This is a genomic window from Mycobacterium haemophilum DSM 44634, from assembly GCF_000340435.2.
Classification (GTDB): Bacteria; Actinomycetota; Actinomycetes; order Mycobacteriales; family Mycobacteriaceae; genus Mycobacterium; species Mycobacterium haemophilum.
Genome location: NZ_CP011883.2, coordinates 2,328,606 through 2,348,381 on the forward strand (window position 1 = coordinate 2,328,606; position 19,776 = coordinate 2,348,381).

General features: G+C 61.2%; 14 protein-coding genes. 5 read left to right on the plus strand and 9 right to left on the minus strand.

What is annotated here, in order from left to right:
* Nucleotides 1–17 precede the first annotated feature (17 nt).
* Nucleotides 18–1,997: a cytochrome c oxidase assembly protein gene (locus B586_RS10960; RefSeq protein WP_054879953.1), complete on the minus strand. Its 1,980-nt coding sequence runs from the start codon at nucleotides 1,995–1,997 to the stop codon at nucleotides 18–20.
* A 110-nt stretch (nucleotides 1,998–2,107) separates the two neighbouring features.
* On the opposite strand from B586_RS10960, the gene B586_RS10965 reads away from it, so the two are divergent.
* On the plus strand, nucleotides 2,108–2,731 hold the full coding sequence (locus B586_RS10965) for a DUF5134 domain-containing protein (protein ID WP_054879952.1): 624 nt from the start codon (nucleotides 2,108–2,110) through the stop codon (nucleotides 2,729–2,731).
* A gap of 474 nt (nucleotides 2,732–3,205) precedes the next feature.
* On the opposite strand, the gene B586_RS10970 is transcribed toward B586_RS10965, so the two are convergent.
* From B586_RS10970 to B586_RS11000, 7 genes are all read right to left on the minus strand, one after another.
* Entirely contained in the window at nucleotides 3,206–4,768 is a 1,563-nt protein-coding gene (locus B586_RS10970) for a PPE family protein (protein ID WP_054879951.1), read from the minus strand.
* Between the two features lie 203 nt (nucleotides 4,769–4,971).
* Nucleotides 4,972–9,159, minus strand: coding sequence for an AMP-binding protein (locus tag B586_RS10975; RefSeq protein WP_054879950.1), 4,188 nt, complete (start codon nucleotides 9,157–9,159; stop codon nucleotides 4,972–4,974).
* Entirely contained in the window at nucleotides 9,156–9,419 is a 264-nt protein-coding gene (locus tag B586_RS10980; RefSeq protein ID WP_236971265.1) for an acyl carrier protein, read from the minus strand. Before B586_RS10980 ends, B586_RS10975 begins: the two co-directional genes overlap by 4 nt.
* Nucleotides 9,385–10,983 (minus strand): fatty acid--CoA ligase FadD10, encoded by a 1,599-nt coding sequence (gene fadD10, locus B586_RS10985; protein ID WP_054879948.1) that lies wholly within the window; start codon nucleotides 10,981–10,983, stop codon nucleotides 9,385–9,387. Before fadD10 ends, B586_RS10980 begins: the two co-directional genes overlap by 35 nt.
* 28 nt (nucleotides 10,984–11,011) lie before the next feature.
* On the minus strand, nucleotides 11,012–11,566 hold the full coding sequence (locus tag B586_RS10990; RefSeq protein ID WP_054879947.1) for an FcoT family thioesterase: 555 nt from the start codon (nucleotides 11,564–11,566) through the stop codon (nucleotides 11,012–11,014).
* On the minus strand, nucleotides 11,563–12,432 hold the full coding sequence (scoE, locus tag B586_RS10995; protein ID WP_054879946.1) for a (3R)-3-[(carboxymethyl)amino]fatty acid oxygenase/decarboxylase: 870 nt from the start codon (nucleotides 12,430–12,432) through the stop codon (nucleotides 11,563–11,565). The genes B586_RS10990 and scoE overlap by 4 nt, the downstream gene beginning before the upstream one ends.
* Nucleotides 12,433–12,492: 60 nt before the next feature.
* Nucleotides 12,493–13,905 carry a PPE family protein gene (locus tag B586_RS11000; RefSeq protein ID WP_054880963.1) on the minus strand — a complete coding sequence of 471 codons (1,413 nt, stop codon included), beginning with the start codon at nucleotides 13,903–13,905 and terminating at the stop codon, nucleotides 12,493–12,495.
* 310 nt (nucleotides 13,906–14,215) lie between these two features.
* Here B586_RS11000 and B586_RS11005 point away from each other — a divergent pair, with 310 nt between their 5' ends.
* From B586_RS11005 to B586_RS11015, 3 genes are read left to right on the plus strand one after another with little or no spacing between them, the layout of a single operon-like run.
* Nucleotides 14,216–14,713, plus strand: a complete 498-nt coding sequence (locus B586_RS11005) for a hypothetical protein (protein ID WP_047314103.1) — start codon at nucleotides 14,216–14,218, stop codon at nucleotides 14,711–14,713.
* Between the two features lie 39 nt (nucleotides 14,714–14,752).
* Entirely contained in the window at nucleotides 14,753–16,003 is a 1,251-nt protein-coding gene (locus B586_RS11010; RefSeq protein ID WP_054879944.1) for an MAB_1171c family putative transporter, read from the plus strand.
* Nucleotides 16,004–16,007: 4 nt separating this feature from the next.
* A complete protein-coding gene (locus B586_RS11015; protein ID WP_047314102.1) occupies nucleotides 16,008–16,721 on the plus strand; it encodes a zf-HC2 domain-containing protein in 714 nt (237 codons plus the stop codon).
* Here the strand turns inward: B586_RS11015 and B586_RS11020 are convergent.
* Nucleotides 16,699–19,023, minus strand: coding sequence for a heavy metal translocating P-type ATPase (locus B586_RS11020; protein ID WP_156406754.1), 2,325 nt, complete (start codon nucleotides 19,021–19,023; stop codon nucleotides 16,699–16,701). The two genes, B586_RS11015 and B586_RS11020, sit on opposite strands and share 23 nt — an antisense overlap.
* Before the next feature lie 92 nt (nucleotides 19,024–19,115).
* On the opposite strand from B586_RS11020, the gene sigC reads away from it, so the two are divergent.
* Nucleotides 19,116–19,676 carry an RNA polymerase sigma factor SigC gene (gene sigC, locus B586_RS11025; protein ID WP_082607585.1) on the plus strand — a complete coding sequence of 187 codons (561 nt, stop codon included), beginning with the start codon at nucleotides 19,116–19,118 and terminating at the stop codon, nucleotides 19,674–19,676.
* Nucleotides 19,677–19,776: the final 100 nt, after the last annotated feature.

Sequence of the window (19,776 nt, forward strand, 5' to 3'; positions counted from 1 at the left end):
GACGACAAGCGGTCTTGTCATCGACGCATGCGGGACAGCTCGCGCAGCATCGCGTTGTATGCATCTAGGTCGTCATCGGCGTAGCCGCTGTCGGCATGTCGGTCCTCACGGACAGCGACTCGGCGGTCCTGGCGCGCCCACTGGGCCACCAGCGCCACGATGACGATGACGACAGGTAATTCCGTTGCGCCCCAGGCGATTGCGCCACCCATATGCTGGTCAGCATCAATGCTCGCCAGCCACGGCAGATTGACGGAGCGGTAGAACCCGGCACCAACTGCCGATGTCATTGTCATCAGCGCGATCCCGAAGAAGGCGTGGAATGGCATCACAGCAAACAACAGGCCAATCCGCGCCGGATAGGGGAGTCGGCGCGGCCCCGGATCGATACCAATGATTGCCCAGTAGAAGAGATATCCGACCAGCAAGAAGTGAATGGCCATGAACTCGTGGCCCCAGTGATAACGCACCAGGGTATCGAACAGCGGTGTGAAGTAAACGATGTACGGCGACCCCACGAACAGGATGAAGGCCGTGATCGGATGGGAAAGGAAGGCCGTCATGGGGGAGTGCATCAGCCAGGTCAGCCATTCGCGCGGTCCGGGTCGCTGTCCATCACCGGCCGCGGGCAAAGCACGAAGCGCCAAGGTGACCGGTCCGCCCAGAACAAGCAGGACCGGGATGAACATATTCAACGTCATATGTTCGGCCATGTGCACGCTGAACATCGCCGAACCGTACGCTCGCACGCCTGAGCCGCTGGTGAATACCAGTGCGACACACCCGGTTAACCACGCCACCAGTCTGCCCACCGGCCAGGTGTTGCCGGCACGCCGCACCCAGACGAAGCCCGCTAGATATCCGATCCCGAGGGCGATGGCAGCAGCGCCGATGAGGCTGTCGAACCGCCACACGGTGACAAACCTGACAATGTTAGGCGGCTGCGGCAGCTCGTAACCCAGAAAAACGTCCCAGGCCGTGAACCTGTGGGTGAGGAATCGCGGCGCAGTCTGAACGGCCATCGCCGCTGTCGCTGCCGTGACGGCCGTCATGGCCAGCGCGGTAAGGCGTGTCCGGCGATCGGATTCCGGCCGGCCCATGACCAACGCCCAGCCGTCCGACAGGCACACCAGCGTCAGCAAAACTCCGGCCACCAGGCCGAGGCGACCGAAGTCCGAGCTGATCATCGCCGCGCCCGGGCTAAGCAGATAGACCAGCTCGGCTCCATACGCTAGCGCGAGCACTCCGCACACAACCTGCGCTATCAGCACAGCGCGGCTTGGCGTCACCCCCGTCATCGCCGCGGTGATCTTGAGCCCGCTCAATGTGGCAACGGCGAGCGCAAAGACAATCACAGCGCTGGTGGCGTAGTCATGATCCGGTCCCTGCCCCGCGTTACCGGTCACCGCGGTCGCGATGACACCAATCACTGCGGGAATCAACAGCACAAAGTGGCCGGGCCATCGAATGATGACGCGCAGCGTCAACGCAACGAGCAACGCACAAATCGCCACAACGATCCACGCCCGTGAGGTCTCCGAGGCGGCAACGGCATTGAATAGTGCTGCGCCAGTTCGAAGCTCAGCCGGCGTCACACCGGAGTCGTTAGCGGCCTGAACCACCACCATCGCCAGGGCAAACACCAGCCAGGCGATGGAAACACGCTCTGCAGCAAGGTGAACCCGAAACGCCTGAGCATCGATCAAGCCATCTGGCCGCGGCCAAACCATCATCACGAAGTACACCAATGCCCCAAGACACAGCGCACTCGACAGCGACGCACCGAAGTACCCGACGGGTTCGGCAACGCTGACGAAGCTGCCCGGGTCCGGATTGCCGGCAGCGCCGTAGCGGTCAGCTCGCGAGAACAGCCCGTAGATAGCAACAGCGACCGCGCTACCCAGCAGGCCAGCCACCATTAGTGCGGTCCCCAAGGAGATCGGCCGAGGAGCCGGCACAACCGACGTCGCCGTTCCGGCCGGCCCGTCAGTCTGCATTGCTTGAGCTTACGGACGCGCGGCGCAGACCGCATAGGTGGTCGGCACGCGTCGGTTGATTGCACCGACCTAAAGTAGCCGGATGCCTTCCCCGAACGGCGACGCCTCGCATGATTGATGCCCTGCTGCTGCGTTGGGTTGTCACCGGGCTGTTCGTGCTGAGCGCTGCCGAATGCGGCTTCACGAGTCTGGCCCGCCGCCGACCTTGGACGTCGGTCCTAAGCAACGGGCTGCATTTTGCGATGGCAATCGCGATGGCAGTGATGGCCTGGCCGCGGGGTGCCCAGCTACCGACGGTGGGCCCCGCAGTGTTCTTCGGGCTAGCTGGAGTGTGGTTTGTGACCCTGGCCACCATTTCGGCCCGACGGGAACGAGTGGTGTATGTATATCCGGCCGTCATGATGGTGGCGATGGTGTGGATGTACGCTGTCATGGATAGTCACCTGCAGAGTCCTTGCGGCGGCCACCATCACGCATCGCCCCATACGTCGATGCCGGGTGTTGATATGGCGACGAAAGTGGTGCAGGCAAGCGGGCCCCCCGCATGGGTCAGCGCCCTCAACTGGTTCTGGTTCGCGTTTTTCTGGGTCGCGGCGGTCTTCTGGGCGTACCGCTCTTTCACGACGCCGCGAAACGGCGCAGCCCTCAGTCGGCGCTCGTTGCATCGCGCAAGTCAGGCCGTGATGTCGACCGGGATGGCTATTACCTTCGGCGCCCTGCTGTTTCACGTCTAGCAGCCGTCGACTCACCGCGCGTATCCAACTAGACCAACGCGAGCAGGGGGAAAGTCCAAAGAGCTTCCCGCAGCAGCGATTATATTTTCGCTGCGGCGCCCACGCTTAGCGCGCTGAACATGAACCAGGCATGCCCACCCATAGGCGGTGTCGACCGCTTGTTGGCGACGAGTAGATCCAGCAGTTCGGCGCATTCCGCCCGCCAGCCGTGACCGTGGACCAAGTGGCGACTTCATCGCGCCGCTGGTTGTAAATCAACGACAGGAATTCAAGTCGCCCACGTCGCCGCGCTCGGTGACGTGAGCAATCATCTTGTCCAGCACCATGTCCGGGACCTCCACCTGGGGCGCCGACGCCTCTTAGATCTCTTGCCGATGCGGACGGGTAAGCAGGGCAAGACGTTTAGCGATGCCCGCCAGATGTTTGAGGGAGTCACCGCAAACACCGTGGCGCCCAGGGTGGCCGACCACATTGTCAGGGACCCACATTCGGCGAGTCGCTGTCCCAGCTGCTGGGCAACATCGGCACGGCAGGGCCGCCGCTCCACTCATCGGCGCCCAATGTGATCAACCCTGCCGCCGAGGCAACACCAGCTTTCGCCGCGGCCCCAACAAATCCAAGCGGTCCCGCACCACGGTCGGAAGCACCCACCGATTCGGCGTGGGGAACGTCTGGCCCTTCGCCGGCGTCCGGGTCCATAAATTCGTGCCGATGGCTGTGATCTTTGGCCCTCGCCCTCCGGCGCTGACGGCCCCGCGCACGCTCGCGGGCCGCCGCTGCGGCGGCATCCGGGGCATCAGCGTCGTCTGGCACCGGCTCGGGAGTCTTGAGATGTGTGCGACCCCTCATGCTGCTAGGCGACGACAATTCCGTGAGTCCCACCGCGTACCAAGAGTCGACCATGCCCGGAGCACCGCCTCCCAGCGCATTGTTGACGGTCGGACCGAAGCCAATGCCAGGACCACCACCCACCGGTCCCGCGCCGATCGTTGTGGCTCCACTCGGCGCGGCAGGGCCGACCGGCAGCGCGGCGTTACCCACTCCCGCGGGGATAACTTCCGCCGTACCCGGTGGTGGAGCAGCACCTGCCGGCGCTGACGTCAACGTCGGCACCGTAACGGACAACGGAACCGCAATGCCGGCGGCAACCGCCACACCCAGCGCCGGCACAGCGGCCAAGGCCGGGGCAACCAACGCGGCGAACGGCATCGCCTGTTGCAGGGCGGACCCAACCATCATCGTCCCATCGACGGCGGCACAGACTGGACAATCTGGGGCAGGGGGCAGTCCGAGGATTTGCATCAGTGCAGAGCTGAGCGCGTTGGCAAATGGGGACCTGCCGCGATTCACCTCTGACGCCGGCCGTTCCAGGTCGCTTTCCTGAGGCGCATTGGCGCGGGCTCGGCAGTGCGGACATGTGAATTCTTCTTCCTCGTCTTCTCCCTCGGTGTCTGATTCTGATCTTGAGGAGACGTCGACCGGCTTGGCCTGTGGTCCTGGCGCGACGATCTGCGGAGCGGGCAGAGTCGCGGGCACGGCCAGGAGAGCAGCCACGGTGACGGCGTGGTACATGGTCATCGCCGCGGCGGCCTGAAGCCACATGGACACATAGCGGGCTTCGGTCGCGGTGATTGGCAGGGTGTTAATGCCAAAGAAGTTTGTCGCCACCAGTGCCTTGTGAAGAGCGCGATTGGCGCTGAGTTCGGCCAGCGTGGGCATGCTGGCTTCGGCGGCGGTGTAGCCGCTGGCCGCCTCCTCGTGCAGGGCCGCCGCGGTCTTGCTCTTCGCAGCGCTCTCGAGGAGCCAGGCAAGATAGGGTCCGTGCGCGGCCACATACTGTCCGGCACTAGGGCCATCCCATGTCCCCGCCTGCACCGCGCCCAACTCCGCAGTGAGCGTATCTGCCGCCGCGACATATTCAGCGCTGAGCGACCACCACGCCGCGGCAGCCTTCAGCAAAGGGCCCGGCCCCGGGCCATCGTTGAGTAACGCTGACCAGACCTCTGGCGGCACGGCACCCCAGGGCAAAGCAACCATAACGAATACCTTCCCGAGCTACTCGGCAGTGAGCGGCCCTTCCAGTGGTCGGTTCGCGACGGCATTCAGTTCCCGTTCGTCCACGCGGTCGCGCCGTGCGTGTCATGCCGCAGCCGCGACAAGACCCGACCAACTCACCCCCGCAAGCTGCCAGTTCGGCGAGATAGCCGACGACCGCAGTACTGCTGTAATGCCAGCATGTTTCAGTGGCTGTGAACACCCTGCGATAGCAAGGCCCGAATCGACTGTGGTGGCGTGACAAGCTCGGCGACGGACTCGACGCCGAGGGCCATGGTCGGGTATTGCGCGTAGGAGCGCATCTCGAACCTCATGCCCAAGGTGACCCATGCATCGATTACCGACCATCTTCGCGGATTTCTCTTCGCCCAGTCGCTTTGATCCAGTCGATACTTCCACTCCGCGATATCGAGTTCGTCGCTAGCGAATTCGCTAAGAAAGTCCGCGTATACCACCGCCGCACCGTGTACCACGGAAATGCCGCGCCCCAGCTCAGCCGATCCGGCTAATGCTGGCAACACGCCCAAGACCGCCTTCGCCGCGGCTCGGCCGGTAGTGACCTCTTCCGTCACTGTCACGGAAGGGTAGGCGCGCAACGCAATACAGGCATCAACAACCGAGAGCAGAATGTCAGCGGAGTCGCGCAATTGATAGTCCTCGCCAAGTACCCGGGGCAGGCGCACGATGGTGAAATCGAGTACAGGTGGTGACCCGGCCACTACTAGCTCCGCGAGTGACTTGGATGCCGCATACGGATAAGGCGCGTCACGAGGGTCGGTGACCCGTGGCATAGTGACATCCGCATTGACGACGAACGACGACAAATGCACCAACTTGGTATTACGGCTCGCGCATGTCTCGACGATCGTGGAAACCAACTCGATGTTGGCCGACCGCAATTCACGGTATGGCACCAGCATGTTGGTATTGCCGATACCGTTCACCAGGGTCCCGGCGTCAGTGTCGCGTATCAGCGCCGCCAGCTCTGCTGGGCCAAACTCAGGAGAGATACGTTCGATCCGTACCCCGTCAACGCCCCCCAGCGCTGCCCATGGATCACCTTCGGGGAGTCTCGCCCTCGTGGCGAAGACCACCTCGGGACACAACACTCCGGACCGTCTCAGGTCGAGGACCGCTTGGGCAAAGCCGGTGCCCAAAATTCCCGACGCGCCCAGCACGACGATCGCCTGCTCTTGGCGGCTATTCCGGGGCTGTTTGACGCTGAACTCCGTAGCGTGCCGTTGCCTGCACAGTGACGCAAGATCGCGTTCTATCTCGGCATTGCTGCCGACGTCCATCCATCCATCGGCTGTCTGCGCGGCGGTCAGGTTGGCGGCGCTATCAGCGCTGACCAGATCCAGAAGCGAGAGGTGTCGACCCAGATGCCTGCGAGTGTCGGGAAGGATCCTGATGAGATCCACTGAGCCGATCCCTTCGTCGAGCAGCGATGAGTCTGGCCGGATGGCCCTGCCTAGGTGTCGACTCCAGATTTCCGCAAGACCGGCCGCTCCCTCACCTGACCTGGCATGGTTTTGTACGGCGTCGACAAGCTGCGGCATCGTCAGCAGGTTGTCGCGGTCAATTTTCCCGTTCGGCTTCCGCGGAATACACGGCACGCCGACAACGAAAAACGAGGACACCCCCAAGCTCGCGAGAATGTGCCTGCTCCGTGCCGCTGCCGCAGCATCGTCGGCGCCTTCGCGGGTCCGCTGCGTCTCCAACCACACTCCGAGACGACCGTGGTAAAGCTCGACGGCGACATCGGAGACGGCGGGGTCCGCGGACATGCGCCGAATGACCTCGGCGGTATCGACACGCCTGCCGGAGATCTTGACGATGGCGTCTTTGCGTCCCGAGAACACCGGAAAACCATCGTCATCGAGGATCACACGGTCAGCAGTAGCAAACGCGCGACGGCGCGAACCGTCAGTGGTGGTCACCGTGCCGAAGCTGCGGCTATCCATCCCCAGATAGCCAGCAGAGACCAAATCACCAACGACGACTACCTCACCGAAGGCGATGAACACTGTGTTGGGCACCATCGGCCGGCCCAGCCTGAGCCGAGCGTCACCCGCGACGGTCATCGGAGCGCAGACGATTGGCAAATACGCGGCGACGACCGTAGCCTCTGTCGGTCCATAGGTCGATACAAGCGAAATCCCTTGTGAAGCATCAGAATCGATCCATTTGTCGACCGCACTTGGACGGACGGCTTCACCACCGATGACGATCTGCCGAAGGCAAGAGCGGCGGATCGCGTCAATCGCATCGTCATCGTCGCACAACAAATGCCATACGGCAGTCGGCAGATCGACGACTGTTGCCCGCTGGGCGACGAGATCTCGTGCGAGCCCGGCTAGATCGCCCGTTCTCATGGCGGTGGATCGAACCAGCTCCGACCCACAGATCGCGCCACCAAAGATCTCCTCGACGCTGATGTCCGATGTCAATGGCGCGCACTGCAGGATGGTGTCGCGTGGTCCCCACCCATAGGCGTTCCTCACCGCGTCACAAAAAAGCGCAAGCGACCCGTGTGAAACTCGGACGAGCTTGGGCTGCCCGGTTGAACCCGAGGTCGGCATGATGTACGCGGTCTTAGCGGCGAGCGAAATATCTTGTGCTGCCTGCTCAATACGCTTGTCAGCAAGCTTGCGTTGCTCGTCATCCAGAACCACCGCGAGCCGGACAGCAGCCACGTCGACCACGTAGGCCGAGACACCATCACCATGATCGGCAATTGCCTTCGCCCGCAAGGGAACCTCGTCGACGGTGTCGCAGACACTGTAGCCGCAGCCCGCAAGATGGCACGCGATCAAGAGATCGATGGTCTTGTCCGTGTTGTCGTCGGTGAACACCAGGACGCCACCTGGCGCGACGCCGTCCCGCACCAACCAGGCGACCCATGGGTGGACGTAGCGACGCCGGTCAACAGCATGGTGGACGCTTCCTGCGGGGTCTAGAAACCACGCCGGCGCCAGCGGCCGCGCTGTCTGGGCGGCCTCATCGCCGAGGCAGCAGGCACCGTCCGAGCTGAGCCCAAACCACTCGTTGACAATCATTGCGATCGGCTGATCCCACGCCGCCGCCATCGATTCCAACGCCGCCGCGATCCGTTCTGCGACCCGGGGGTACGACTTTCTTTGGGGCAGATCTGTTCTGCTCCAGATCGACAGGTTCAGTGTGCGCTCGTCTTCGTCCAGAACGCAGGCCACGGTCATGCCCTCGACCGGACCGATATCCGTCACCACCGGTACTTCCGACAAGAAAGGGCGAAGGCCGGGCGCACATGGCTCGCGTATGAAATTAAGCGTCAACGCCTCAATGTGAGATGTCCGGTTGATCGCCAAATACATTCGGCGGTACTGCTCCTCGCGAAGCCAGCGGCGTCTGACTGCCTTGACATAGGCCCGGTCAAGCGTTCGGACGACATCATGCACCGACGCAAATGGAGGAAACCGGATCGAGTGCGCAACCGAATTAACCAGGCATGTAGCAACGTTCAGATCGGGATCTCCGAACCGGTTGTCCACAGCGTGAACCAGCAGGCTCTCGGTGCTCTGCCTAAGGCTAGCGTCCACCGCTACTGCCGCCGCGGCCACCAATACGTTGAGTGGGACCTGCTTGGCCTCTGACAGAGCGAGGATCGCGTCAAAGGCGTTGCCGCAGACCCGCACTGATTCGTGAAGGACTCCCAGGGCAGCGCTCCCGGGGGCGTCGTTTGAGATTTGACCGTACCCGCCGTGGCGCGCCTCGGCGGCCAGCTCACGCTGCACGACATCGGCCAGACGCTGTAGCGATTCCTCCACTCTGGTCGCCTCACGACGGTGCGCCTCCGCCAGCTTGGCCAGACCTTGACTGAGACCAGGGATCTCGGCCCGATTACTGGCGTCAAGGTAATGCGCCAGATCGGCCTCGATGATCCCCATCGCGCCGCCATCAACCAGGATGTGATGGGTGAAGACATCGAGGTGTGACACAAAGCCGCTCTGGTCGGTCCGCACGGTATACCGCATGAGTGGCTTGCCGAGGATGTCAGGGGACCAGGTGCGCATCAGGTCGTAGTCACGACGGTCTGTCTGAGACTGTTCGTCGGACCGCACGCTCACAATGTCGCCGAACTGCAACCGCGGCACGAGATCCGGATAGTCACCCTCTGTCGAGGGCGCCTCGAGAACGCACAGTTGCACAGGGTTTTTGAGGATCGTTGCTTCCAGCGCCGCCAGGAATCCCGATAGCTCCAACTGGTGGAACCGATAGCTTTTGCCGATCAAATACAAAGCGGGATCGTTGTCCTGCAATACCCCGTTGTAGATGTTCTGCTGAGATCGACTCAAGGGAACACGATCGACGCAACGTTCTTTCGGCGCCGTCACGTAGAATTCTCCAGCTGGCGAACCCAGCCCGCAATCGACAGGTTGTCCGCCAATCTGGATTGCAGCTCAACCTCCGGGGTCAGGCCAAGCTGCGTCATTAAGAGTGCGAACCGAACAGAGTCCAGCCCGAGATCGCGGAGGTCTGTTTCGTCGCCATCAACTAGATCCGATTCTGCGACGTACAACACCTCACAGACAGCCGCAAGAACCCTTTCCCGTACCGTCTCAGTCACGAACGACCATTCCGGCTTGTTCTCCATTTAGCACCGCTGCCAGTGTTGCGCGCATGACCTTACCGGACTGCGTTCGTGGAATATCCGCGACGATCACAATCTTCGATGGACGCGCCATCGATTCCGACTCACGCCGATAACACGCCGCAATCCTTCGTTTAAGCTCCAGCGCTTGCGACTCGTCCAGCTTTGCCGCCGGGACTACGGCCAGACCGACCAGCGCGCCGAAATGCGCATCGGGTATTTCGTAGCATGCGGCCTCACGAACACCAGAAACGCTTTCGGCGATGCGATCGACCTCGTCGGGCACAATGTTGACGCCACCGGAGATGATCATCTCCGAGGATCTTCCCTTGATGTAGAAGAAACCGTCCTCGCGTCGTTCCACAAGGTCCCCGGTGTTCACCCACCCGTCAACTAGAACCTCTCGGGTGCGCTTCGGATTATTCCAGTACCCCAACATGTTTGCCGGTGATTTAATCCACAGCGTGCCGAACGAGGCGGAAGAGGCAGCGTCTGCGACGGCGGGTCCGCCGCCATCTGCATCTGCCAGATAAACCTCCACGCCAGGGTACGGACGTCCAACAGCGCCCGCCTCGATTTTGGAGATTGAGCCATCAGCGGTCGGCAAACACAAAGCGGTGCAGCCCGTTTCGCTCAAACCGTAAACCTGCGCGGTGCGCACCCCGGCAGCCTCAATAAATCTCACATCACTTGCTATTGCCCGCGAACCCCCGTACCCGACTAGTCGCAGCGACGGTACCGGAGTGTCAGTGGACTTCAGTTCGGAAACCAGTCTCGACAGCAGAGTAGGAACTAGCAATGTCGTTGCGACCGCATTCACATTGAGAAGCTCGATCAAAGATGACGTGCCCTCACCGCCAGTGATACACAACTCTCCGTGCATCAAGCAGGTGAGTATCCACCAAAGTCCGCCAATATGCGTCGCCGGCAGAGGCGAATAGGTGGTTTCGCCGACGACCCAATCGATCCAAGTCATACCCTCTTCCCGCAAAATGTCTGGGATAGCAAAGAAGGTGCGATTGGGCAGCAGCACGGCTTTTGGCTCGCCGGTCGTACCACTGGTGAAGATCATCGCCAGCGGGTCATCAGCGCCCTGGTCTAGGTTCCCGACGAGGCAATCCGCATCCACGGAGCAAGCGGAATACGTTGCGCCAGCGTCGATATTGACCGTGATCGCTGGTATCGAGTGGAGAGCTTCAGGCAGTGGGGAAGAGCCGATCTTGGACTCCGGCGCGACAAGAATCGCACCGGGGTCGCTGATCTCATAGAAACGACCGATGGTTGCGGGCGGAAGATTGCCGTCCACCATGACGGCGATCGCCCCGAGCTTCGCGCAGGCCAACACCGACAGGTATGTCTCGGGTCCGTTGTCCGAAATAACGAACACCCGGGATCTTTGAGAAATCGACTGAGCACGAAGATTCGCGGCAAGCCTATTGACTTCGGCAACGAGCTGTCCGTACCGCAGCGTGCTTGTTCCATCACAGCGACGCAAGGCGATTTCTTTAGGTCGCTGCCGCGCCTGTTCGAAGATCCGCTCCAGCACGGTAAATGATAGATGCGACATTTTTATAAGTGCAGCTCCTACTAATAGCTTATGGGATATTGAGGATCGATATTTCGAAATCTCCGGTTGCCGCTCCGCCGTTCTCATCCCAGAATTCTATGGTGTTCGAGAACAGGAGATAACGCCACGTTCGTTCGACGATCTCGAAATCGCGAGACACCATACGCGCGGAGAATTTACGAGGGTTGATAGGCCTCATAAATCGCGATGATGCTGTTTTGATAAATATGTTAGAGAGCTGATTACTCCAATAATCTGCAATCGACCAGCTTCGGAGTGGAGAAATATCTTTGTTGATTACCCCTTGGGCGAGTAGGCTGTAAATTAGTTGATTGAAGCACAGTATGAATTCCGCAGCATTGAAATGTCCCGTGCTTCGAATGTAGGCGGACTCATTAATCTGAAAGTTCGCATACCCCGAGACCGAATCGGCGGTTGCTCCGTATTCTGCGTCGACGAGATAGCGGCATCCTTTATACGAGTAGGGCTCGAGCACTCTGCTGAGCAGATTCTCTGCGATTGGAACCGTATCCGTGGATTCCACCCCGGTCTGCGCGGAAGGGGTGCGAGCTGCGCCGCTCATGCGGCAAAGCCCGGTGCAGTAAGACCATCCAGCATGGTCAGCCGGAAGGTCGCTAGAGTGCCCATGGCGGTGCCGTGCTTTGCCCGGTGCACAAGAGCCCGATTGTCCCACAAAATGATATCACCTACTTCGTAGTGTTGAGTATGTATGAATGGCGATTTATATTCGGGATCGAGTTGTCCCGCCACAGCCATAAGTTCTTGCAGCACTGTCCTGTCAAGCAGATTCCCGTCTTTGTCCTCGATTGAAATTGTGAACGCCTCACAAATGTAAAGAATCTCTTTTCCAGTATTAGGGTGCCTAATCACAGTAGGCCACTTGATCGGTGGGGTGACCCGATTGATCTCTTCGAGCACTTCCCCGATGGGCCGGTAAACATCGCTTGGGCGGATTTTGACATAGCGCCGAGGAGAATGAGTACTGTACGTTCCCCGCACCGAATTTTTCCTGGCGCGTGGTAGCGACTCCCAAACCTTGCCGAGATCGATGAAATAAGTCCCGCGGTCGCATCCGGGCACCGCAATGGGCAAAACCATAGAAAACGCAAAAGGTTCCGGCATAAACATATAGTCGATATGCCAGAAGGCGCCGGTTTTCGGAACCCCTTGCCCTTCTTCGGTGGAAGACACAAAAATTTCCGGATAATCTTTATGGTGATAAATAGGTTCGTAATAGGGAACGATTTCTCCGATTATCCTGCCGAGTTTTATAAATTCCTCCGGAGATGGATGGACATCTTTTAAAACAACAAGCTTATTGGCGTAGACTATTTCGCGGATTTCATCGGTGGATATATTGTCCAAATTTTTGGGGTCGATCCCTGTGACCTCCGCACCAAGTCCCTCGCCTTTCACATTGAGCGTCATCGACTTTTTTCTCCTCATTTACTTCTTTGCTGTTTCGGTCCACATCTTCGGGCAGGTTAGCTACTCGTGCACCGCCGTTTCGTCGGTGCCAGTTGTCCAGGTAGTGGGGAGCAGAGGGACGGTGCTGCTGGTACTGGCAACCATTCCAGCGGGAGTGCTGGTGGTTGTCGGTGCGGTGCCGGCAAAGCCGAGGGGGCCGGCGCCTTGGCTATTTGCTCCGTGTGACGCGGGTTCAGCATTGGTCGGGGCATCGATGGCGCCGGCCATGGTGGCGGTTGCTTCAATGAATTCATCACGGTAACCGCGTGCGCCGCCTCTGGTCTTGTTCCGTTGTTTACGGTGCTCCCGGCCGGAAGGCGAGCTTGTTCTGGCCGCGGCGGTGGCCCCGATCGTGTTAGCGGCAGTGTCAGGCGACTTTGTGCCAGCCTTGGGGCCAGAGCTGACTCCCGGTGGTGACAGGCCGGGCACGGCGTAGCTGACGCTGGGTGAAGGTGGAGGGCCGCCAGCCGTAGCCGAGGCGGGCGTGCTGGGCGAGTGGCCCGTGTATGAGCTTCCGATGGGGGTAGCCAAGGCCGGTGGCGCGACCCCAACGCGGATGTGTGGGCCCACGTGATCGCTAGGGCCGGACTCTGCCGGATCGGGAGGCAGTCCGGCTGAAGGCTGTCTGTTCCGCAACACGGCCAGCGCACCCAGGGCGCTCAGGACACTCAACGCCGGCGCGAAAAAGGGAAGCAGGAGCATTCCATACGAGGCGTAGTAGGGGTACCAAAGAAAGTCATACAACTGCAAAGCAATAACGGCAAGGACGACGGCAACGGCGGGGCTGAATCCGAATCGTTGGAAAAACTCTAGAAAATGCGCGTATGGATCGGCGATAAAATCCAGGATGTCCGTCAGGAGTTGAACAATCCAACCCGGTATGAACTGCTGGACACCTTGGGCTGCACCGCCCAGAGCAAGGATGGGCGGTGCCGGTTGGGTCGGCAGTATTGTTGCCGTCGCCGTCGCACTGATGGCCTGGTAGGCGGCCATAGTTTCGGCGGCTTGCACCCACATTCGGACGTAGTTGGCTTCGTTGAGAGCGATGGGAATGGTGTTGATGCCGAAGAAGTTGGTGGCAACCAAGACATCATGGGTTGCGCGGTTAGCGGTCAGTTCTGCCAGCGTGGGCATGGCGGCTAGCGCGCTGCTGTAGGCCGTGGCTGCGGTTTCATGCCGCGTAGCGGTGACTGCGCTATCGATCGAGGCTTGCTCGAGCCAGACCAGGTAGGGGCCATGCGCCGCCACATACCGTGTAACGCCGGCTCCCCGCCAGCTGGTGGCCAGCACCTCGGCCAGCAGCCGAGTCAACTCGGCAGCTGCGCAAGTGTATTGATTGCTAAGCTCCTGCCACTGTGCAGCGGCAGCAAGCAATGATCCCGCACCCTGTCCAGCACTCAACAGAACCGAGTGCACCTCCGGAGGTATAGCCATCCACATCGGACCTGTCAGGGCTCCACCTCCTTCCATGCTTCGCCGCCACTTCCGGTGTTGGTCGGCGAGAGCACGCGGAAAGTTCCCCCGCGCCCAGGAATGAGATATGTGATGCGCGGCACTCGGTCGTCTAAGGTGGCGATGACGCTCACCATCGACCCATGGCTGCGGCTGATGCTGATGACGCCCGGTCGCTGCCACACGACGCCAGCGTTAAACGCATCGCCTTGCGCGGCGAGGCGACGAACTGGCCTTGAATCCGGTGAGCAAACTTTGGTGAGTATGATGCGACGATGCAGTCAGGTCCGCGATGAGCCTGCGGGATAGAGTGGATGCGGGAGCTGAGCGAGTATGCCAGCTGGTAGGAGCATTGGATGTTCCATCGCCCTGGGATCTTGACGTCTTCATCAGCACTACCGCGCAGGCGCGTGGCAAACCGATACGGTTAATCCCTCATTCTGGGTTATCCGGCCCGGGGCAACCCTGCGGAGTCTGGATCGGCCGTCATACCGACGACATCATCGTCTATGACGACACCACCTCGGGCTACCACGTGGAACAAATCATTCTGCACGAGCTTGGGCACCTGTTGCTCGAGCACCATTGCGGTCCGAACTCCAGCGATACCGCCTCGATCCAGGAGTTGGTACCTGATCTCGATCCGGCGACCGTCACCCACGTACTGAACCGCACATCGTATGACACTGAGCAGGAAAGCCAGGCGGAGCTTTTTGCATCTCTGATCATGTCGGAATCACGAAAGGCCTACACCGCATCGAAATTCCTGCGCACATTTCTTCGCGATTAAAAGTCCTGGCAACGACAAGACAGGGCTAACGGGTAGAACATGGATTCAGGGATTCCCGCTCCGCTATCGTTGACACTACTTCTGTTCATCTTCCTTTCGTTAATTCTGCGGCTTACCCTGTTGAACTCGACTGTCACGGACAAGCGACTCAATATCGCGCTGACTTCCGTGGCGGCAAGCTGCGCTCTTAGCGACCGAACAGTGCAGACGGTAATCACCAATTGCTCACAGTCACGACTATCACCGGAATTACTGTTTGAACTCGGCGAACTCATGGCAGCTCCGGCTTTAGGCGCTTTTTTCCTCGTAGCGTACACCTGGATCAACCAGTCCGAGCCTCGTTATCTGGCGAGCATTGTCTACGCCGTTGTGATCGTGGGCGCGATCATCGATCTGGCGTTGAGGATAGATGCGTGGTCAAAGAATGCTGAGCTCATTATCCATTCAAGCTGGGACGTCATTGCATATTCCAGTTCGCCAGAAGCCGCTGCAGCAACCATAATCGTCTATAATTCGCTCATCTGGTATTCATTTTCCGCAATGCTTCTCATCGCATGCATTCGGGAATTGCGGAGAAAACCAAATAGGCGCGGCATTGCCATTATCGTCAGCATGGCAATGGCCGCTATTGGAATTAGCACGCAGACCGTAGCCGCTTCCGTTGCTACTTTGATTGTAATAGCCGGAAGACACAACACTTTTGTTGACACTGTCGAATTTATCAACCAATGCAGCATGGCGTTCTACTCCATCACCGGGGTGGGAATCATAGCGGTACCGGCGTTCACGCGGCTACTTGAGCAACTGCGTCTCGATAGATTCTCCCGTCAGCGCCGCAGATTGCTGCCGCTCTGGCGTGATCTGACGACCGCCTGTCCGGAGATTGTGTATCTGGCGCACGGGAACCTGGCGAGCAGTCGGTCCCGATATTTGCTGCATCGCACCGTCATCGAGATTCGCGACTCCATCCTGATCCTGTCCCGTTACGCCGGCCATCAAGACGAAACTGCAATCCGCGCCGCCGACGACAAACCGCTGCTTCAACAAGCGGTTCGACTCGCGTCGGCGTGGTCAGCCAAAATCACCGGCAGCAGCCCATCCAACGATTTTGCCGCACAACAATCCGCGGCCAGGGACCTACTGGATGAAACCCAAGAATTAGGCAAACTCGCCGACCACTGGACGGACGCCAAGAACATAGTTGCCCACGTTACCCACTCAGCGGTCGCAGAATCGTGCGCATCAACACGGGCACCGACGGGACATTCCGCCGGCGTTGCGCGACTATAGGGGCATGGATTGCGAGGTGGCCCGCGAAGCGTTGTCGGCCCGACTCGATGGCGAGCGAGAGGCCGTGCCATCGGCACGTGTCGATGAGCACCTTGGTGAGTGCACCGCATGCCGTGCCTGGTTTGATCAGGTGGCTGACCAAGCACGCGACCTGCGTCAGCTGGTCGATTCCCGGCCGGCTACCACACCTGTTGATGCCCTCGGGATCGTGGCGGCACGGCCGCGGCGACGTCCATTAATGACTTGGCAGCGCTGGGCGTTGCTTTGCGTGGGCGTCGCACAGATCGTCCTGGCAACCGTGCAGGGGCTCGGCATAAGCGTCGGACTGACCCACGATCGCGCGCTGAGTTTCGGGAGCCACCTGCTCAACGAGTCCACTGCGTGGTCGGCTGCGCTCGGTGTGATCATGGTGGCAGCGGCGCTGTGGCCGGGCGCCGCTGCCGGGCTTGCGGGCGTATTGACGGTGTTCGTCGGTTTGTTGACGGTCTATGTCGTCGTGGATGTACTCGCCGGCGCCACCACCACGTTGCGAATTCTGACGCATCTGCCGGTGGCGGTCGGCGCGGTCCTTGCGATCGCGGTGTGGCGACACAGCTCGGCTCCGCGACCGACACTCGATGATGCGGTCGGCGCCGATCCCGATATCATGTTGCCCCAGAACGCCTCTCGTGGGCGACGACGCGGTCATCTATGGCCTACCGATGGGTCGGCGGCCTAACCGTCCTGTGTGCGACGGCGCAATGGGGGAGCGGCCGCAATCCAGTATCGCCGCGGGCGGCCCCGAAGTTCCGCAACCGCAGGCTGTTTGAGACGACAAAGAATGACGAGAAGGCCATGGCCGCACCGGCTACTAGTGGGTTGAGCAATCCAGCGGCGGCAATGGGGATGGCGGCGATGTTGTACCCGAATGCCCATACCATGTTGAGCTTGATAGTGCGCATCGTTGCAGCGGCCAGGTCGAGTGCCAGGGGTACGACATCGAGGTTGTCGCGGACCAGGATGATGTCGGCGGCGCCGATCGCGACATCGGTACCACGGCCGATCGCCATACCGAGATCGGCGCGCGCGAGTGCGGGCCCGTCATTGATGCCGTCACCGACCATGGCGACCACGTGCCCGCGGTCGCGCAGCTGCTCGATGACGTCGACCTTGCCTTCGGGCAGGATGTCGGCGATCACCTCGTCGATACCGATACGGGCCGCCACAGCGGCCGCCGATGCAGGGTTGTCACCGGTCAACAACGCGGTTCGTAAACCACGATCGTGGAGTGCGGCGACCGCATCGGCCGCCGAGGCCTTCACAGCGTCGGCTACCGCGATGACGCCACACGGTTCACCGTCGATCTCGACGAAGACCGCTGTCTCACCGCGCGATTCGGCGTTGCGTCGGGCTGCAACCAGCGTGGCCGAGTCGCACCGGGAAGCGATCCATGACGGTTTGCCAACCCGCACCGCCCGTTCGGCCACGGTGCCGCTGACTCCGCGGCCGGGCACTGCACGAAAGTCGGCGACCGGTTCTCGGTGAGTCGTTGACGCAGCGATCGCAAGCGCGACGGCGTGCTCGGACGCCGCTTCCACCGTCGCCGCCATTTGGAGGACCTCGTTAGCCTGCCAGCCCGGCGCGGCCGTCACAGCACTGACCTTCAACTGGCCCGTCGTCAGCGTGCCGGTCTTGTCGAAGACGACAGTATCCACCGCGCGGGTGGCCTCCAACGACTCATGGCCTTTGAGGAAGATCCCCAGTTGGGCGCCGCGGCCGGAGGCCACCATCATGGCGGTAGGGGTCGCTAGTCCCAGCGCGCATGGGCAGGCGATGACGAGAACGGCAATTGCGGCCGAGAACACCCGCTCGGGTCCGCCCCCGGCGATCAGCCATCCAACGGCGGTCAGGGCCGCGACGGCGAACACGCAGGGGATAAACACCGAAGCGATGCGGTCAGCCAGTCGCTGGGCGTTGGCATTCTGCTGCTGCGCCTGCTCGACCAGACGGACCATGCCGGCGAGCTGCGTCTCGTCACCCACCGCGGCGGCCTCCACGATCAGCCTCCCGTTGAGCACCACGGTGCCACCGATGACTTGTGCACCCGGGTCCACCCGGACCGGCTTGGCTTCGCCGGTCATCGGGCTCATGTCGACGACGGCCGATCCGTCGATGACGAGCCCATCTGCGGCGATCATCTGCCCAGGGCGCACCACGAAGCGCTGCTGCTCATTGAGTTCGTCAGCCGGAATGACCATTTCCGAACCGTCGGGTGCCACGACAGCGACGTCCTTGGCGCTCAGCGCGGCCAGGGCCCGCAGTGCGCCGCCGGCATGTGATTTGGCGCGAGCCTCGAAGTACCTGCCTGCCAGCACGAATACCGTGACGCCTGCGGCGACCTCGAAGTAGATGGCGTCGCTGCCCAGCAGCGCCTGCCAGACGCCGCGGTGCTCCGCGGACTGATGATGGCCAAACACAGTGTAGAGCGACCAGATTGTGGCGGCGGTGATACCGATCGAGATGAGCGTCTCCATGGAGGCGCCGTGGTAGCGCACGTTGCGTATCGCGACTCGATGAAACGGCCACGCCGCCCAAGTCACGACCGGAATGGCCAGCGCCGTCAGCACCCATCCCCAGCCGGGGAAGCGGGTGTTGGGCAGCACAGCGAACATCACCGACAGGTGGGCTAGCGGCACGAAAAGCGCGGCGGCGACCCCCAACCGGACCAGTAGATATCGCGCGTCATCGGCATCGGCATCCGCTTGCCCACGCTGAAAGGCCTCCCCACTGTCTGCGCGCGGCGCGGCGCGATAGCCGGCTCGATGAACCGCCTCACAGAGCTCAGTGGTCTGGGTGTCCTCGCTGACGTCGACGGTCGCCACTCGGGTGGCGAAATTGACGGACGCCGAAACGCCCGGCAGCTTGTTGAGCACCTTTTCCACCCGTTTGGCACACGCAACACAGGACATCCCGGTGATGTCGAGTTGTACCCGCTGCACAGGCAACGGACGCTGTTCGGTCGCGGCGGACGTCGCCGACATGTGGCTCTTTCACCTCCTACAACATATTCCTAGAGAGGGTCGTCACGACCTGGCCACAAGTTCCCGCGAATCGTGGCCTACGCTCGCTATGCGTGTCGATAAGTGACGACGATGACCAAATTACTCAGCTCGCCAAATCCGCCGGACAGGGTGATCGGGCCGCATTGACACAGTTCATCACCGCCACACAGCGCGATGTGTGGCGGATGATCGCCTATCTCACCGATTCCGACAGCGCCGATGACCTCACTCAGGAAACGTTTCTGCGGGCAATCAGTTCCCTGCCCCGCTTCGCCGGCCGATCGACGGCTCGGACGTGGCTGTTGTCGATCGCGCGCCGCGTAGTCGTCGACCAGATCCGCCGCAACGCAAGCAGGCCCCGTACCACGCACGTGACCGATCTCGACGACGCACTTGGGCAGCGTCGTCGCGGCGGCCGGATCGAGGACACCGCGGAAATCCGCATTCTGCTTGACGGGCTGGGGCGGGAGCGCCGCGAAGCGCTGATTCTCACCCAGGTGCTGGGGCTGTCCTATGCCGAAGCGGCCGGGGTCTGTGGGTGCCCCGTCGGCACCATTCGCTCCCGGGTGGCACGCGCTCGCGATGATCTACTGCGGGCGATCAACCACGAAGACTGCGCTGAGTTAGCGTAGCGCTCGCCCTACGCCCTCGGAATTTTCTCATTCATCTCACGGCGATGGCCGGCGCCACCGGTCGCGGTCGGCCGGTGAGGTAACTGACCAACCCGGGGAT

Excerpts from the sequence above, each read along its gene's own strand:
- B586_RS10960 (WP_054879953.1), bottom strand. The coding sequence starts at position 1,997 with ATGCAGACTGACGGGCCGGCCGGAACGGCGACGTCGGTTGTGCCGGCT.
- B586_RS10965 (WP_054879952.1), top strand. The coding sequence starts at position 2,108 with ATGATTGATGCCCTGCTGCTGCGTTGGGTTGTCACCGGGCTGTTCGTG.
- B586_RS10970 (WP_054879951.1), bottom strand. The coding sequence starts at position 4,768 with ATGGTTGCTTTGCCCTGGGGTGCCGTGCCGCCAGAGGTCTGGTCAGCG.
- B586_RS10980 (WP_236971265.1), bottom strand. The coding sequence starts at position 9,419 with ATGGAGAACAAGCCGGAATGGTCGTTCGTGACTGAGACGGTACGGGAA.
- fadD10 (WP_054879948.1), bottom strand. The coding sequence starts at position 10,983 with ATGTCGCATCTATCATTTACCGTGCTGGAGCGGATCTTCGAACAGGCG.
- B586_RS10990 (WP_054879947.1), bottom strand. The coding sequence starts at position 11,566 with ATGAGCGGCGCAGCTCGCACCCCTTCCGCGCAGACCGGGGTGGAATCC.
- scoE (WP_054879946.1), bottom strand. The coding sequence starts at position 12,432 with ATGACGCTCAATGTGAAAGGCGAGGGACTTGGTGCGGAGGTCACAGGG.
- B586_RS11000 (WP_054880963.1), bottom strand. The coding sequence starts at position 13,905 with ATGGCTATACCTCCGGAGGTGCACTCGGTTCTGTTGAGTGCTGGACAG.
- B586_RS11005 (WP_047314103.1), top strand. The coding sequence starts at position 14,216 with ATGAGCCTGCGGGATAGAGTGGATGCGGGAGCTGAGCGAGTATGCCAG.
- B586_RS11010 (WP_054879944.1), top strand. The coding sequence starts at position 14,753 with ATGGATTCAGGGATTCCCGCTCCGCTATCGTTGACACTACTTCTGTTC.
- B586_RS11015 (WP_047314102.1), top strand. The coding sequence starts at position 16,008 with ATGGATTGCGAGGTGGCCCGCGAAGCGTTGTCGGCCCGACTCGATGGC.
- B586_RS11020 (WP_156406754.1), bottom strand. The coding sequence starts at position 19,023 with ATGTCGGCGACGTCCGCCGCGACCGAACAGCGTCCGTTGCCTGTGCAG.